The following is a 15,605-nucleotide window of genomic DNA, read 5'->3' on the forward strand; positions in this document are numbered from 1 at the left end:
GGGGGCGTATTACTTGATGTGCCGCCCGCCGTTGACGGTCAGGGTCGTGCCGGTGACATACGGGTTGTCGAGCAGATAACGCAGGCTCTGATAAATCACTTCGCTGCCGGGTTCGATGCCCAGCGCGGACTTGGCCAGCGCCTTGGCGCGGTACGCCGCGTCGTCGTCGGGATTGAACAATAGCAGGGCTGGCGCGATGCCGTTGACCTTGATTGACGGCGCGTAGCGCGCGGCGAAGGACAGCGTGAGACTGTCGAGCCCGGCCTTGCTGGCGCAATAGCCGATGTGTTTGCTGCTGCCCTTACGGGTGACGTCATCGCTGATGTGGATGATGTCGGCAGGACTCGAACGCTGCAGTAATTCGGCGCAATGCAGGTTGATCAGGTACGGCGCCAGCATGTGAATGTTGAACATCCGGCTGAAGGCTTCGGCTTCGCCGTTACCGGTTTCCGCCAGCCACTCCGAGGCGTTGTGCACGATGGCACGCAGGCTGTCGGTGTGGGTCTTCAGTTCGGTGATGAACGCGAGGATCGAGGCTTCGCTGGAAAAGTCCGCGTGCAGCCCGTGGGCGCCCAGATCTCGCAATGCCTTCACACCCGGTCGTTCGCTGCGATAGGTGAAGATCACCCGATGACCGTCTTCCAGCAGACGCTGCGCACAATGCAGGCCGACCCGCTGGCCGGCGCCGGTGATGAGGATGGGAGCTGTGGGAGAAGTCATGTACGGCTCGCGTCGAAGTCAGAGCAAAAACTATAACAGCGACGCGAGCGACGGCTTCAGCGATTTTGCGTGGAGGGTGCGGCAGGCAGTGGGCGCGCAGGCGCCGGGTTGAGCCAGCCGGCCAGCAGGCGGGTCGACAGCGGAATGAAGAAATAGACCATCAACGGGGTCAGGCACAGCGTGCTGATGAAGACCCTCGGCAACAGGCTCATTTCAGCGAGCAGCGGGCCCAGCACGAAATTGAACAGCAGCGACACCGGGAAGAACGCCAGCCAGATCGCCACGGCCTGCTTCCAGCGTGGAGGACGCACGCCGGCTGCACCGAACCAGCCTTCGATTCCGCTGACCCGATGTTCCGTCGGGTGAGCAAACAGATCGCTGCCACGAGCCAGCCATGCAGTGCGCGATGCCGAGTGTTCCCAGGCGTGCAGGGTCTGTTCGTCGACGAAGCGGAAAATGATCTGGAATTCATCGTCGCCGGGAGGCGGAGCCAGTACGCCGGAGCCGAGGTAACCGGGGAAGTCGGTGGCCAGTTGTTCGCCTTCGCGCAACCAGGCGATCAGATCCTGATAACGACCATTGGCGACACGACGCGCGACCATCAGCGTGACGGGGGAAGTAGACATTGTGTATCTCCGTATTGCATTTGCGTCGCTCCGGGTAGGAGCTTCGCCTGACGCAGCGCCGGGGTAGAGGGCTGCGTTTTTCGACAAGCAAGGATTATTCCTGATTATCGTGACAAAACCAGAGAATTTCGTCTCATTTTGTCGGTTGAACCGGGGAGGGGCATCCGGAGTAGAATGGGATCCAACTTCGCCAACAAGGACGTGTCCGCCCAAATGCCTGTCATTACAGACGTTCGCCCTGCTTCGCAGGCATCTGTTGCGCTGGAGCGCGAAGAACTTTTCCCGATACGAGAAGTGTCGCGCCTGACCGGAGTCAACCCGGTCACGCTGCGCGCATGGGAGCGACGTTATGGTTTGATCCAGCCGACACGCACCGAAAGTGGGCACCGGCTGTATTCAATGACCGATATCGAGCGCGTTCGCAGTATCGTCGACTGGATCGATCGCGGTGTTGCCGTGAGCAAGATCGGCAAAATCCTGGCCAAGACCGAGCCGATGAAGGTGCTGGCTCACTTCATTCCCGATGATCTGGTGCAGGCTGACTATATCCAGTGGCAGGAACAGGTCCGGCAGGCAGTCAGCTCTTTCGACGATCAGTTGCTCGACCGGGTCTACGGACAGATTTTCTCCTCCTATGCGTTGCCCGTGGTGTTTCAGGACATCCTGATGCCGCTGTGGCTGCAAATGCTGCAACGGCAGGACGCGTTCGGGCAGACCAGCGAGTGGCTGTTCTTCGATGGTTTTCTGCGAGCGAAGGTGCTGCAGCGCATCGTCGTGCTGCGGGGCTCGCAACCGCGCAAGGTGATCGTCAGCGCACTGGCCGGTCAATGTCGTGAGCTTGAATTGCTGGTGGCGGCGCTGTTTCTCAGCGGCAATGACGCGGGCGTTCGTGTGCTCACCACCGGCCAGCCGTTCGATGAGCTGACGCTGGTGTGCGAAAAGACCAGGCCCCAGGCTCTGGTGCTGTTTTCCAATCATGCGCCGACCGCAGAGCTGCCGCGACGTCTGAATCGTCTGGCCTTGAGTCTGGATTGTCAGTTGATGCTGGCAGGCGATGCTGCCGATCTGGCGCAGGACAGCCTGGCCGGATCATCGGTTGGCTGTCTGGGTAACGAAGGGGCGACCATGCGCCAGCGCATGAATCAGTTCCTGGCGGGGACGCTGGATACCTGAGAATCAGGTGTGCAGGGCAGGGTGGGTCAGGCGATGCTGTTGCAGGATGAACTGGCGCAGACGCTCGGTTTCGTCGGCATCGCTCTGGCTTAACTCGTAAGCATAAAAACCGTTTTCGGTTTCCCGCTCGAACGTCCCGCGCAGGGAAATCCGCTCGTAGCCTGACGGGCTGAACCACAACGCAAAGTGCTTCGGCGGTTTGGTTTTGTTGCGCACTTCCAGCAGCACACCCTTGTGCGAAACCTCATGCACCCACAACGTACCGGGCTGGCCCTTGGCATTTTCCAGTGCCACGGGTTCTTCCAGAGTCAGGCGCCATGGACGCACCATCGGCCCGTCTTCATAGATGCTTGGTACGCCCAGGCGCAGGTGCAGGGCGTGGAACTCGTCTTCCACCAGATGCAGCGGGAAAGTCATCTGCTGGTTTTCGAAGTTGGCCTGGATCGTGACTTGCTCATGAGCCGCCAGACGCGTGAGCAGATCACGGATCTGCGAACCACCATTGACCAGCAGGCTCGACGTCGCATCCCGCACATTGAGTTGCGGGTTGTGTTGCATGGTCTGGATGAAATCCAGCTCATCCTGGGTCAGGAGGGCGTCACGCTGCATGGCTAACTCGAAATGAATAATTACAAAGTCATTGGTGATTGTAGTTAATGACAATTAGTTCGCGGTTTTGTTTGCGCCGTTCGTCGCTTTCAAGGCAGCAATTTCTGCTTCCAGTGCCGCAACCTGAGCTTCCAGTTGCACAACCCGCTGCTGCGCCTTGACCTGAACCGTGACGTCCTTTTGCACGCCCACGAAATAGGTCAGTCCGTCGTCGGCATTTTTTACCGTCGACAGTGACAGCTCGTTCCAGAACGGCGTGCCGTCCTTTCGGTAGTTACGCAGGATTTCCCGGCATGAGCCGCCTTCTCTCAAAACATTGCGAATCACATCCAGACTGGCCTGGTCGCGATCCCCGGCCTGCAGGAAACGACAGTCCTGATAGAGGATTTCTTCACTGGTGTAGCCAGTCAGTTTTTCGAAGGCCGGATTCACGTAGATCAGGATGTTGTCCTGCTCGCCTTCCTTTTCCGCTACCACAATTCCGTCGTTCGACGCGTTGATCACGATCTGCAGCAGACTGGCATTGATCATCTATGAATCCCTTCAGTGTTATCGACCGCAGGCATTCTAGAAGATCGACCGGCGCTGTCTACTGGCCATCAGCGCTTATCGAGAGCCAATCGCAACAGGGCGCCGCTGGCTGTTACTATCGCCGCTCTTTTTTTCAGTTTCAGGATCAGATTGATGAAAGTCGCCATCCTCTCCGGCTCGGTGTACGGCACGGCCGAAGAAGTCGCTCGCCACGCTCAGAGCCTGTTGAACGCCGCCGGTTTTGAAACCTTCTACAACGCCCGCGCCAGCCTTGCCGATCTCCAGGCGTTCGGCCCTGAAGCCTTGCTCGGCGTGACTTCGACCACCGGCATGGGTGAGCTGCCGGACAACCTGCAACCGTTGTATTCGGCGATTCGCGACCAATTGCCGGCGGCCTGGCGTGGTTTGCCTGGCGCCGTGATCGCCTTGGGTGACGCGAGCTACGGCGACACGTTCTGCGGCGGCGGCGAGCAATTGCGCGAGTTGTTCGGCGAACTGGGTGTGCGCGAAGTGCAGGACATGCTGCGCATCGACGCCAGCGAAAGCGTTACCCCGGAAACCGACGCCGAGCCTTGGCTGGAACAGTTGATCGCGACACTCAAGGGTTGATCCCGCGTTCACGCAACAGCGCCAGCCAGGCCTGTGCAGCCTTTGAAAGGTAGGCACCCCGGCGCCAGATGAAAGCGATATCCCAGCGCAAATACTCCGGCGCGTTCAGGGTCAGGCGCACAACGCCTGGCCGCACCAGACCGCGCGCCACCACGCTGGGCAGCAACACCACGCCTTGCCCGGCGGCCACTAGCGCTGCGAGAAAATCCGCCTGCCCGCTGCGCCCGCCTTCCTTCGGGGTGAAACCCATCTGCTGGCAGGCCTGAAGCAAACGATCGTTGAGCACGAAACTGCGCTGATACAAAAGAAACGGTGTCTCGGCCAACTCTTCCAGACCGATTTCAGATTTTGCCGCCAGTGGATGATCCACCGGTAGCAGCGCATCGAGCGGTTCATCGCAGAACGGCTGGAAGTCGAACTGCGGATCTTTCGGCAGCAGACTGCCGCCCAACTCCAGCTCCCCACTGAGCACCGCCTGTTCGATATTGCGGCTGCCGCCTTCAAGCAACTGCACGCTGATGTTCGGGTAGCGCCGTCGGTACTCGGCGAACAGCCCGGCAAACAACGCATCGCTGCCGAGCAATGGCAACCCGAGACGCAACTCGCCGCGTGCCAGATGGCTGAGGTCATCCAGTTCGCTGAGCAATTCATTGCGCAACCGCAGCATGCCTTCGGCCCGTTGCAGCACCACGCTGCCGGCGGCGGTCAGGCGTATCTGCGAACCCAGCCGTTCGAGCAGAGGCGTGCCGAGGCTCTGTTCGAGCTGGGCGATCTGCTTGCTCACGGCGGACTGACTGATGTGCAGGGTCTTCGCGGCTTGAGTGAAGCCGCCCTGATGCATGACTTCGACAAAGCTTTTGAGCTGTTTGAATTCCATGGCCTGATTCCAGATTGGAATGGCTTTGAGTCTAACAATTCGCTTCGGAGATGGCAGTCGGGTTCGTAAAATAGGCACCTGAAAGGAGCCCCCCCCGATGAAAGCCTCGACCGTTAAATACCTCTCCCGCTTGCTGGCCGAACTGGCCGTCCTGCTTGCTCTCTACCTGCTCGGCTGCCAGATCGCAGCGTGGCTGGCCTGGCCGATTCCCGGCGGCGTGATCGGCATGGCCCTGTTGCTGCTGGGTTTTGCGTTCGGCTGGGTCAAACCGGCGGCGTTGCAAATGGGCGCAGGGTTGTTGATGGCCGAGATGCTGCTGTTCTTTATTCCGGCGCTGATGAGCCTGCTGGATTACAGCGCATTGCTGCGCGATGACGGCTGGCGGATCTTGTTGGTTATCGCGGCCAGCACATTGATGGTGATGCTGGTGACCGCTTTTACCGTGGAACTGGCCGTGCGCCTGAGGCGGTCCCATGAAGCTTGAGCTGATGCCGATGTTCTGGCTGGCGTTTACGTTGCTGGCCTATCTGTTCAGTCGCTGGCTGTATCGCCGGACCGGGCGCTACGTGTTGTCGCCGCTGATTCTGGTCCCCGCGTTGCTGCTGGCGGTTGCCGTGCCGCTGCACACCGCTTACGCCGAATATTCGAGTAACACCCATTGGCTGATGCTGGTGCTCGGCCCAGTCACCGTGGCGTTTGCAGTGCCGATCTGGCAGCAGCGGCGATTGCTGGTGCGCCATTGGTCGGCGTTGCTGCTGGGCATGCTGGCCGGCAGCGCCGCGTCGATTGCCACTTCGTTCGGCCTCGCGAAAGCACTGGCGCTGGACAGTTCGGTGACGCTGTCGCTGGTGCCGCGTTCGATCACCACACCGTTCGCCATGCCGCTGGCGCAGGACCTGGGTGGCGTGCCGGAACTGACAGCGGTGTTCGTGATGTTCACCGGTGTGTTCGGCGCGATGCTCGGTGGCGTGCTGCTCAAGTGGCTGCCGTTGCGCAGTGCCTTGGCGCGAGGTGCATTGTTCGGCGTCGGGGCGCACGGTGCCGGGGTCAGTCGGGCCCATGAAGTGGGCGGTGAAGAAGGCTCGGTCGCGGGGCTGGTGATGGTGCTGACGGGGCTGCTCAATCTGTTCGCCGCACCTTTGTTGGCGTCGTTGCTTTGACATGGATCCAAGCTGTTTGCGTAGCTGACTCGTTCAGTCATCAAGCTGGCTGCCAATGCAACTACGCGACCGTCCGGGGCTGACTAGACTGCTGACACACGCAAAAACAATAAGAACGCAGAGGTGCATACAGTGAGCGTAGCCCCCGTCCCTTCGTCCGTGAGTGTCAAAGACCAGGTCAGTGCCGCGGAATGGCAGACCCGGGTCGATCTGGCCGCCTGTTATCGTCTGGTCGCGCTGCATGGCTGGGACGATCTGATCTTCACCCACATTTCCGCCAAGGTGCCCGGCACCGAAGATTTCCTGATCAACCCGTTCGGCCTGATGTTCCATGAGATTACCGCCTCGAGTCTGGTGAAGGTCGACCAGGCCGGCAACAAGCTCATGGACAGCCCCTACGAAATCAATCCCGCCGGCTACACCATCCACAGCGCCGTGCACGAAGTGCGGCACGACGTGGCCTGCGTGCTGCACACCCACACCGCCTCCGGTGTCGCTGTATCGGCGCAGAAGCAGGGCGTGTTGCCGATCAGTCAGCAATCGCTGTTCGTGCTGTCGAGCCTGGCCTTTCACGCCTACGAAGGTGTGGCGCTCAACCATGAAGAGAAAGCGCGGTTGCAGGCGGATCTCGGTGACAGCAATTTCCTGATGCTGCACAACCACGGTCTGCTGACCTGTGGCGGCACCATCGCTGACACGTTCCTGATGATGTTCACCTTTCAGCGTGCGTGCGACATCCAGGTCATGGCGCAGACTGGCGGTGCCGAACTGATCGCCATCGAACCGCAGATTCTGGCGGGCGCCAAGGCGATGATCGCCGGCGTCACCAAAAGTGCTCAAGGCATGGGTGGCGCGCTGGCCTGGCCGGCGCTGCTGCGCAAACTCGATAAACAAGACCCCGGGTATAAACTCTAATGCCTCTCGCCGAGATCCCTCTGAGTGCATGGCGCAAACGCAGCCAGACGTTTGTCTTCCGTGGTCAGCCGATCCGCTACTGGACGGCCGGGCAGGGCGAACCGCTGCTGCTGATCCATGGTTTCCCGACGGCCAGTTGGGACTGGCATTACCTGTGGCAGCCGCTGTCCCAGCGCTACCGGGTGATTGCCTGCGACATGCTCGGCTTCGGCGACTCGGCCAAACCCCTGAATCACACCTACAGCCTGCTGGAGCAGGCCGATCTGCAACAGGCCTTGCTGGCGCATCTGCAGGTCGAGCAACCGGTGCACATTCTGGCTCACGATTACGGCGACAGTGTTGCCCAGGAACTGCTGGCCCGGCATTACGAAGACCGGATCGAGGTCGCCAGTTGCGTGTTCCTCAACGGTGGTCTGTTCCCGGAAACCCATCGGCCGTTGCTGACGCAAAAACTGCTGCTCAGCCCGTTGGGCTGGATGATTGGCCGGGCGTTTACTCGCGATGCGCTGGTGAAAAATTTCCGGCAGATCTTCGGCCCTGACACCCGGCCCAGCGAAAGCGAGATGGATGATTTCTGGAGCCTGATCGAATGCAATCGCGGGCCGCGGGTCATGCACAAGCTGATTCACTACATTCCCGAGCGCCGGGTTCAGCGTGATCGCTGGGTCGCGGCGATGCAGCGCGGCGAGGTGCCGCTGCGGGTGATCGATGGCGAAGTCGATCCGATTTCCGGCGCGCACATGGTCGAGCGTTATCGCGCGCTGATTCCCGACGCTGACACCGTGCTGTTGCCGGGCATCGGACACTACCCGCAAACCGAAGCGCCGGTGCAGGTGCTCAAGCACTACCTCGAGTTTCGCGATCACTTCGTGTTGCCGCCGCGCAAGGTGGCGTGTTCCTGAATTCGTGCCGCAGGCGCCTGGCGCCTCGGCACGTTTTCATCATCCCCCAGCCTTATCGCGCACCATTCAGCCCCAGCCGTGTTCGTTGTGACCGAACGCGTCGTGCCTGACACTCCGGGACACTGTCCCTCAGGCCTGCTGGAGTTGCCCCTATGAATGAGTCTGTGCGTTTCGAAGATAAAGTCGTGATCGTCACCGGAGCCGGTGGTGGCCTGGGACGCGCTCACGCTTTGCTGTTCGCCAAACAGGGCGCCAAAGTGCTGGTCAACGACCTCGGCGGCTCGACCCAGGGCGAAGGCGCCAACGCTTCGGCCGCTGATCGCGTGGTAGCGGAAATCCGTGAGGCCGGCGGCATCGCCGAGGCCAACCATGATTCCGTCACCGACGGCGACAAACTGGTGCAGAACGCGCTCGATGTATTCGGCCGCGTCGATGTGGTGGTCAACAACGCCGGGATCCTGCGCGACAAGACCTTCCACAAAATGGAAGACGCCGATTGGGATCTGGTCTACCGCGTCCACGTCGAAGGCGCCTACAAGGTGACCCGTGCCGCATGGCCGCACATGCGTGAGCAAAACTACGGGCGAGTGATCTTCACCGCTTCGACCTCGGGCATCTATGGCAACTTCGGCCAGTCCAACTACGGCATGGCCAAACTCGGTCTCTACGGCCTGACCCGCACCCTGGCCATTGAAGGTCGCAAGAACAACATCCTGGTCAACGCCATCGCCCCTACCGGCGGCACGCGCATGACCGAAGGCCTGATCCCGCCGCAAGTGTTCGAACAACTCAAACCGGAACTGGTCAGCCCGCTGGTGGTGTACCTGGCCAGCGAACAATGCCAGGAAACTTCCGGCCTGTTCGAGGTCGGCGGCGGCTGGATGGGCAAGGTGCGCTGGGAGCGCAGCCTGGGCGCCGGGTTCGATCCTCGCGTCGGGTTTTCCCCGGAAGACGTCGCGGCGCACTGGCAGCAGATCTGTGATTTCGAAGGCGCGGCGCATCCGAAGGACAACATCGAGGCGCTGAAGGAAATGATGGGGAATCTGCAGAAGTATTCGCTCTGATTCCATCTTCGGCAGGACTTGCCCGAGTCCTGCTTTCCCCTTTGAGTGCTCGCTTCGTGAGCCTCTGCCGCTGACTTCCAGCCAAAACATCGCCCATAAAAAAGGCCGCTGCAAACGCAGCGGCCAAGGTAAGACGTTGGATCAAGGAGCTACAAATCAACGTCAGTGAACACCGGGGCGAGGGATCGAAAAACGCTTCGGTCCATCAGAAATCATTGCCGACGACTCGGTCGCGGACTTCGTGCTTGCTGGCGGTCTGCCGTGAAAGCCCGCTCAGAATAAGGGCTGGCGCCTCAGGGAAAAATAGCGATTCCGGACATGCACTGTTACGGGGCATGTAACAGTGGCGCGCACCGCGGTCGTCATTATCCGTTGCGTTGATAGTGGTGCATCCAGCCTGTTCATGGCGGGCGCAAAGCCTTGTCGCAGGCGGGGATTCATCCTTTCGAGCGACAGCGTGAATACCTCCTTGGTGCGCTTATCGTCCCCGTGTGGCGGCAGTAGGGTGAGGCCTTCTGTCACTCACCGGGGAAGACGCATGACAAAAACAACAATGCGCGCCATCTTCACACCGCACGCGCTCGCCGCTGCGGTGGCCTTGGGTTGCTGTGCCCAGGCGCACGCGGTCGCTTTCAATATCGGGGAAATCGAAGGCACCTTCGATTCGTCGCTGTCGGTGGGTGCGAGCTGGGGCATGCGCGATGCCGACAAGTCGCTGGTGGGTACGGTCAACGGCGGGACCGGCCAGTCTTCCACCGGTGATGACGGGCGTTTGAACTTCAAGAAGGGCGAGACCTTTTCCAAGATCTTCAAAGGCATCCATGACCTCGAACTGAAGTACGGCGACACCGGTGTGTTCGTGCGCGGCAAGTACTGGTACGACTTCGAACTCAAAGACGAAGACCGCGAGTTCAAACAGATCAGTGACAAGGGCCGCAAGGAAGGCGCGAAGTCTTCCGGCGCGCAGATTCTCGATGCGTTCGTCTATCACAACTATTCCATCGCCGACCTGCCGGGCACCGTGCGCGCCGGTAAGCAAGTAGTGAGTTGGGGCGAAAGTACTTTCATCGGCAACTCGATCAACAGCATCAACCCGATCGACGTGTCGGCGTTCCGCCGGCCAGGTGCGGAGATCAAGGAAGGGCTTATTCCGGTGAACATGCTGTTCGCCTCTCAGGGGCTCACCGACCAACTGACGGTCGAGGGCTTCTACCAACTGGAATGGGATCAGACCGTCCTCGACAACTGCGGCACCTTCTTCGGTGTCGACGTGGCGGCGGATGGTTGCAACAACGGCTACACCGTCGGCAGCCCGGCGATCGCTCCGTTGGCGCCGCTGACGGCAGCCTTTGGTCAGCCGATCCAGGTCACCCGCGAAGGCGTGATCGTGCCCCGTGGCGGCGACCGCGATGCGCGGGATTCCGGGCAATGGGGCACGGCGTTGCGCTGGCTCGGCGATGACACCGAGTACGGCCTCTACTTCATGAATTACCACAGCCGCACGCCGACGGTTGGCACCAGCACCGCCGGGCTGTCGACCCTCGCGGCGCTGCCGGGCATGGTCGGGATCGCCAACCGGCTGGCGCCCGGCAGCGGTTCGGGGCTGGCGCAAAGCGTGATGCTCGGGCGCGGCCAGTATTACCTCGAATACCCGGAAGACATCCGCCTGTACGGCGCGAGTTTCTCCACCACGCTGCCGACCGGCACCGCCTGGACCGGCGAGATCAGCTACCGGCCCAACGCGCCGGTGCAGGTCAACACCAACGACTTGACCCTGGCCCTGCTCAATCCGATTGCCGGCGGTGCCGCGTCGCCGCTGGTCACCTCGCCGGGTGCTGACAACAAGGGCTACCGGCGCAAGGAAGTGACGCAGATCCAGAGCACGCTGACGCACTTTTTCGATCAGGTCTGGGGCGCTCAGCGTCTGACTCTGGTGGGTGAAGCAGCGGTGGTTCGGGTCGGTGGACTGGAATCGCGCAGCAAACTGCGTTATGGCCGTGACTCGGTCTACGGCCAGTACGGTTTCGGCGGCGACACCGACGGTTTCGTCACCTCCACCTCCTGGGGCTATCGCGCCCGGGCGATCCTCGATTACGCCAACGTGATCGGCGGGATCAACCTCAAGCCCAACCTGTCCTGGTCCCACGACGTCGCCGGTTATGGCCCCAACGGCCTGTTCAACGAAGGCGCCAAGGCCGTCAGCGTCGGGGTCGATGCCGACTACCGCAACACCTATACCGCGAGCCTGAGTTACACCGATTTTTTCGGTGGTGACTACAACACCCTCGAAGACCGTGACTTCGTGGCCCTGAGCTTCGGTGTGAACTTCTGATCTGCCCGAGAAGGATGAATGCAATGCGCAAGATGATTCTGCAATGCGGTGTCCTGGCCCTGAGCCTGCTGGCCGCCAACGTGATCGCGGCGGTGTCGCCGGACGAAGCCAACAAGCTCGGCACCAGCCTGACGCCGCTGGGCGCCGAGAAGGCCGGCAACGCCGACGGCTCGATTCCGGCCTGGACCGGCGGTATCCCGAAAAACGCCGGTGCGGTCGACAGCAAGGGTTTCCTGGCTGACCCGTTCGCCAGCGAAAAACCGCTGTTCACCATCACCGCCGCCAACGTCGACAAGTACAAGGACAAGCTGTCCGACGGCCAGGTGGCGATGTTCAAGCGCTACCCCGAGACCTACAAGATTCCGGTCTACCCGACCCACCGCACCGTGGCCGTGCCGCCGGAAATCTACGAGTCGGCCAAGCGCAGCGCGCTCAACGTCACCACGATCAACGACGGTAACGGTCTGGCCAATTTCACCGGCAATCGCTACTACGCCTTCCCGATTCCCAAGAACGGGGTAGAGGTGTTGTGGAACCACATCACTCGCTATCACGGCGGCAACGTCAAACGCATCATCACTCAGGTGACCCCGCAGACCAACGGCAGTTACACGCCGATCCGCTTCGAAGAAGAGATCGCCGTGCCGCAACTGATGAAGGATCTGGACGCGGACAAAGCCGCCAACGTCCTGACCTTCTTCAAACAGTCGGTGACCGCCCCGGCGCGACTGGCCGGTAACGTGCTGCTGGTGCACGAGACCCTTGATCAGGTGAAGGAGCCGCGTCTGGCGTGGATCTACAACGCCGGCCAGCGCCGGGTCCGTCGTGCACCGCAAGTCGCCTATGACGGGCCGGGCACCGCTGCCGACGGCCTGCGCACCTCGGACAACTTCGACATGTTCTCCGGCGCGCCGGACCGCTACGACTGGAAACTGATCGGCAAGAAGGAAATGTACATTCCGTACAACAGCTACAAACTCGATTCGCCGAGCCTCAAGTACGACGACATCGTCAAGGCCGGGCATATCAATCAGGACCTGACGCGCTATGAACTGCACCGGGTCTGGGAAGTGGTCGGCACGGTGAAACCGAACGAGCGGCACATCTACGCCAAGCGCCACATGTACATTGACGAGGACAGCTGGCAAGTGGCGCTGGCCGATCACTACGACGGTCGTGGGCAACTGTGGCGAGTGGCCGAAGGGCACGCTCAGTACTACTACGATCACCAGGCCCAGGCCTACACCCTCGAAGCGCTCTACGACATCATCGCCGGCCGCTACATCGCCCTGGGGATGAAGAACGAAGAGAAGCACAGCTTCGAATTCGGCTTCGAAGCCAAGGCCGCCGACTACACCCCGTCGGCCCTGCGCGCTGAGGGCGTACGGTAAGGGTTTCGATACATGGGCAAGGCAAAAGGCGACCGTACGGTCGCCTTTTTTATGGGCGCCAATCAGCGTACTGAATACTCGTCAACAAGCGCCGGGGAGAGGGCTAGGGTGAGCATACAACGATAAAAAGGCGTACCCGATGACCGCCATGACCCACGCTCCGGATCGAGCGGGTTTTCTCCCGAGACTGTCTTCCCATCACCTTGCGCGTCCGCGTCTTTGCGGTGCTCTGCTCGAGTCTGCGGCGCGGGTCAAACTGGTCTGCGCACCCGCCGGCAGCGGCAAGACCGCGCTGCTCACCGAATGCCTGCTCCAGGCGCCCGTCAATTGCACGCTGTGTTGGTTGCCGCTGGCGGGCTCGTCCTTGAGCGTTGGTGAGTTTTGCGAACGGCTCGCGCGCACTATGGGACTGACAGGCGCAGACGAGACATCACTGCTGTATGAACTGGCGCGGCGTACTTCGACAACGTGGGTGCTGATCGATGACTACTGCCGATATCCGGAGCCTGCGCTGGATGCCTTTCTCGACCGGATGCTGGCGGTCAGCAGTCCGGCCCTGACGTGGTGGATCGGCACGCGGCGTCGTCCGTCCTGCAACTGGCCCCGCTTGTTGCTCGATGATGCCCTGTACGAATGTGAAGGGGCGGCGTTGGCGCTGACCCGAGACGAAATCGCACAAGCGTTGCGACACTTGCCTCCCGCCCAGGCCGACAGCGTGGCGGGGCGCATCTTCCAGCGCAGCGGCGGCTGGTGCGCCGGGGTGCGGATGCTGTTGATGCAAAAATGCGACTGGTCGCAAAAGACCTTGCCGCAGCAACGCATGGACACCTTGCTGGACTACCTGCAACACGAACTGTTCAGTGGTCTGAGCCCGGAGTTGGCCGAGGCCTGGCGTGTGCTGACGCATTTGCCGCGGTTCAATGCCGAGCTCTGTGAACACCTGTTTGGTGCCGGAGAGGGCGCCCAGTACTTGCGCACGCTGCAAGTGCTCGGCTGCTTTATCGAGCCCTGGAACGATTCGGCCGACTGGCTGCAGGTTTGCCCGTCACTGTCGCACGTCATTCGCGAAGAGCAGTGGCCATCGGGGCGTTCCTGGCATCGTCGGGCATGCCAGTGGTTCGCTGCCGCGAATGACTGGCGCTCGGCTTTTGAACAGGCTCTCCTGGCCGAAGAACATGAGGCGGCCATCAGTCTGTTGCAGCACTTCAGCTTCGAGCATCTGTTCGAAGAGCAAACGGTGGTGCTGTTGTTACGGCTGCATGAAATCCGCGGCGGTGAGCTGACAATGAGTTCGCCACAGCTGGTCGGACTGATGACGGCGGCGTTGCTGTTTGCCGGTCGCTTTGAACAGGCGGGGCAATGCATTGCGCGTCTTTCGTGTTTCCTGCCGCAATCCTCTGCACAGGGTGAGTGTCAGCTGATTGCACGCTGGCAGGCGTTGAGCGGTTGGCTCGCGCATCTCGAGGGGCGAATGGAGGCTGCCCAAGAGCATTTTTCTCAAGCATTGGAAGTGCTGGACGCGGACAGCTGGATCGCTCGGGCAATGTGTTTGTCCGGATTGACCCAGCAAGCACTTTTAAGAGGCGAACTCGACGTTGCGCATGCCTGTAACCGCCAGGCGCTGTGTCTGGCACGCGCGCAAGGCTCGCTGGTGTTCGAGGCACTGCTTGAGCTCGATCATGCGCAATTGCTGGAGCAGCGCGGCACAGCGTCCCGGGCTGAAAGCCTCCTGGCCAATGTCCACGATTTGCTTGGCAAGCAATCGAACCGGCCGACACCGTTGATGGGAAGAATCGCGTTACGCCGAGGGCGGCTGGCTTTGAGTCAGGGGTTGGACGCCCGCGCCGCAGGGTTTTTCCAGGCCGGTCTGGAGGACTGCAAACGAAATCATGACAAGCGCGTGCTGTATGGCTTCATCGGACTGGCGCAATTGGCCGCCAACCAGGCGGACTACGAACAGGCTTTCGTGTGCCTGCGTGATGCCGAGCGGCTGATGCAACTGCGGCAGATTCCGGACACGGTCTATCGCGGTGCCTTGTTGCACGCCAGCAGCCTTTTCTGGCTGCAGCAAGGACGTAACGAACTGGTTTGCGAGGCGATGACCCGCCTGCTGCGACACTATCAGGGACCCGGTGCATTGCAGGCTCCACCTGCGACGCTGGAGCTGATTCCGCGTGTCGAGTACTTGCTGATCCTCGCCCAGGTTGAATTACACAAGGCTCGCAGCCCGATCGTGCGCCTCCAGCAGCTTCTGGAAACTGCCCGGCACTGCAGAATGCTTTCTCTGGAAACCGACCTCCACCTGGCATTGGCCGAGGTCGCGTTCGCGCTGGGTGACGAATTGTTGGCCAGATCTCATTTGCAGTCGGGTTGTGAAATGGCCAGCCTGCATGGTCTGCATCAGGCGCTGCAGGAACTGAAAATGCGTCGTCCCGAGTTGATTGACGGGGTTGCCGAGGCACCTTGTGCAGTCAGTTCGAGCGGCGGTGCATTGCTCAGTCAGCGAGAACTGGAAGTTTTGAGACTGATTGCCAAAGGGTATTCCAATCAACAGATTGCAGATCAGCTGTTTATTTCCTTACATACGGTAAAGACTCATGCCAGGCGTATACATGGAAAGTTGGGTGTTGAGCGCAGAACGCAAGCAGTGGCCAGTGCAAAGATACTGGGTTTGGATGTATAGCGGCGTTACAGCG

15 protein-coding genes are annotated in these 15,605 nt (G+C 60.8%); 10 read left to right on the top strand and 5 right to left on the bottom strand.

What is annotated here, in order from left to right; all coding sequences use genetic code 11:
- Positions 1 to 9: 9 nt before the first annotated feature.
- Together folM and ABTV87_RS04595 are read right to left on the bottom strand one after the other, a co-directional pair.
- Positions 10 to 720, bottom strand: a complete 711-nt coding sequence (gene folM, locus ABTV87_RS04590; RefSeq protein ID WP_085608093.1) for a dihydromonapterin reductase — start codon at positions 718 to 720, stop codon at positions 10 to 12.
- A 56-nt stretch (positions 721 to 776) separates the two neighbouring features.
- Complete coding sequence (locus tag ABTV87_RS04595) at positions 777 to 1,346, bottom strand: antibiotic biosynthesis monooxygenase (protein ID WP_085608094.1); 570 nt, start codon at positions 1,344 to 1,346, stop codon at positions 777 to 779.
- 213 nt (positions 1,347 to 1,559) lie between these two features.
- Here ABTV87_RS04595 and ABTV87_RS04600 point away from each other — a divergent pair, with 213 nt between their 5' ends.
- Entirely contained in the window at positions 1,560 to 2,519 is a 960-nt protein-coding gene (locus tag ABTV87_RS04600; RefSeq protein WP_085608180.1) for a MerR family transcriptional regulator, read from the top strand.
- Between the two features lie 3 nt (positions 2,520 to 2,522).
- Here ABTV87_RS04600 and ABTV87_RS04605 read toward each other — a convergent pair whose 3' ends face one another.
- Positions 2,523 to 3,128, bottom strand: coding sequence for a hypothetical protein (locus ABTV87_RS04605; RefSeq protein WP_085608095.1), 606 nt, complete (start codon positions 3,126 to 3,128; stop codon positions 2,523 to 2,525).
- 54 nt (positions 3,129 to 3,182) lie between these two features.
- The gene (locus ABTV87_RS04610) at positions 3,183 to 3,659 is read right to left on the bottom strand and encodes a PAS domain-containing protein (protein ID WP_433899051.1); all 477 of its coding nucleotides are present in this window, start codon (positions 3,657 to 3,659) and stop codon (positions 3,183 to 3,185) included.
- Between the two features lie 153 nt (positions 3,660 to 3,812).
- Here ABTV87_RS04610 and ABTV87_RS04615 point away from each other — a divergent pair, with 153 nt between their 5' ends.
- Positions 3,813 to 4,268 carry a flavodoxin gene (locus ABTV87_RS04615; RefSeq protein WP_085746948.1) on the top strand — a complete coding sequence of 152 codons (456 nt, stop codon included), beginning with the start codon at positions 3,813 to 3,815 and terminating at the stop codon, positions 4,266 to 4,268.
- Here the strand turns inward: ABTV87_RS04615 and ABTV87_RS04620 are convergent.
- Entirely contained in the window at positions 4,258 to 5,145 is an 888-nt protein-coding gene (locus tag ABTV87_RS04620) for a LysR family transcriptional regulator (RefSeq protein ID WP_433899052.1), read from the bottom strand. The genes ABTV87_RS04615 and ABTV87_RS04620 overlap by 11 nt on opposite strands.
- Before the next feature lie 97 nt (positions 5,146 to 5,242).
- Between ABTV87_RS04620 and ABTV87_RS04625 the strand changes: the two genes are divergently transcribed.
- From ABTV87_RS04625 to ABTV87_RS04660, 8 genes are all read left to right on the top strand, one after another.
- Complete coding sequence (locus ABTV87_RS04625; protein WP_433899053.1) at positions 5,243 to 5,629, top strand: CidA/LrgA family protein; 387 nt, start codon at positions 5,243 to 5,245, stop codon at positions 5,627 to 5,629.
- The gene (locus ABTV87_RS04630; protein ID WP_221533410.1) at positions 5,619 to 6,305 is read left to right on the top strand and encodes an LrgB family protein; all 687 of its coding nucleotides are present in this window, start codon (positions 5,619 to 5,621) and stop codon (positions 6,303 to 6,305) included. The genes ABTV87_RS04625 and ABTV87_RS04630 overlap by 11 nt, the downstream gene beginning before the upstream one ends.
- Positions 6,306 to 6,437: 132 nt before the next feature.
- Complete coding sequence (locus ABTV87_RS04635) at positions 6,438 to 7,220, top strand: class II aldolase/adducin family protein (protein WP_085608100.1); 783 nt, start codon at positions 6,438 to 6,440, stop codon at positions 7,218 to 7,220.
- A complete protein-coding gene (locus ABTV87_RS04640; protein ID WP_085608101.1) occupies positions 7,220 to 8,122 on the top strand; it encodes an alpha/beta fold hydrolase in 903 nt (300 codons plus the stop codon). The genes ABTV87_RS04635 and ABTV87_RS04640 overlap by 1 nt, the downstream gene beginning before the upstream one ends.
- 152 nt (positions 8,123 to 8,274) lie before the next feature.
- Positions 8,275 to 9,186, top strand: a complete 912-nt coding sequence (locus tag ABTV87_RS04645) for an SDR family oxidoreductase (protein ID WP_007957229.1) — start codon at positions 8,275 to 8,277, stop codon at positions 9,184 to 9,186.
- Between the two features lie 538 nt (positions 9,187 to 9,724).
- Positions 9,725 to 11,518, top strand: coding sequence for a DUF1302 domain-containing protein (locus ABTV87_RS04650; protein ID WP_085608105.1), 1,794 nt, complete (start codon positions 9,725 to 9,727; stop codon positions 11,516 to 11,518).
- A 23-nt stretch (positions 11,519 to 11,541) separates the two neighbouring features.
- Positions 11,542 to 12,909, top strand: a complete 1,368-nt coding sequence (locus ABTV87_RS04655) for a DUF1329 domain-containing protein (RefSeq protein WP_007957243.1) — start codon at positions 11,542 to 11,544, stop codon at positions 12,907 to 12,909.
- 139 nt (positions 12,910 to 13,048) lie between these two features.
- Positions 13,049 to 15,592, top strand: a complete 2,544-nt coding sequence (locus ABTV87_RS04660; protein ID WP_433899054.1) for a LuxR C-terminal-related transcriptional regulator — start codon at positions 13,049 to 13,051, stop codon at positions 15,590 to 15,592.
- Positions 15,593 to 15,605 lie beyond the last annotated feature (13 nt).

It is taken from the genome of Pseudomonas sp. PSE1(2024) (assembly GCF_050990555.1).
Taxonomy (GTDB): domain Bacteria; phylum Pseudomonadota; class Gammaproteobacteria; order Pseudomonadales; family Pseudomonadaceae; genus Aquipseudomonas; species Aquipseudomonas aphyarum.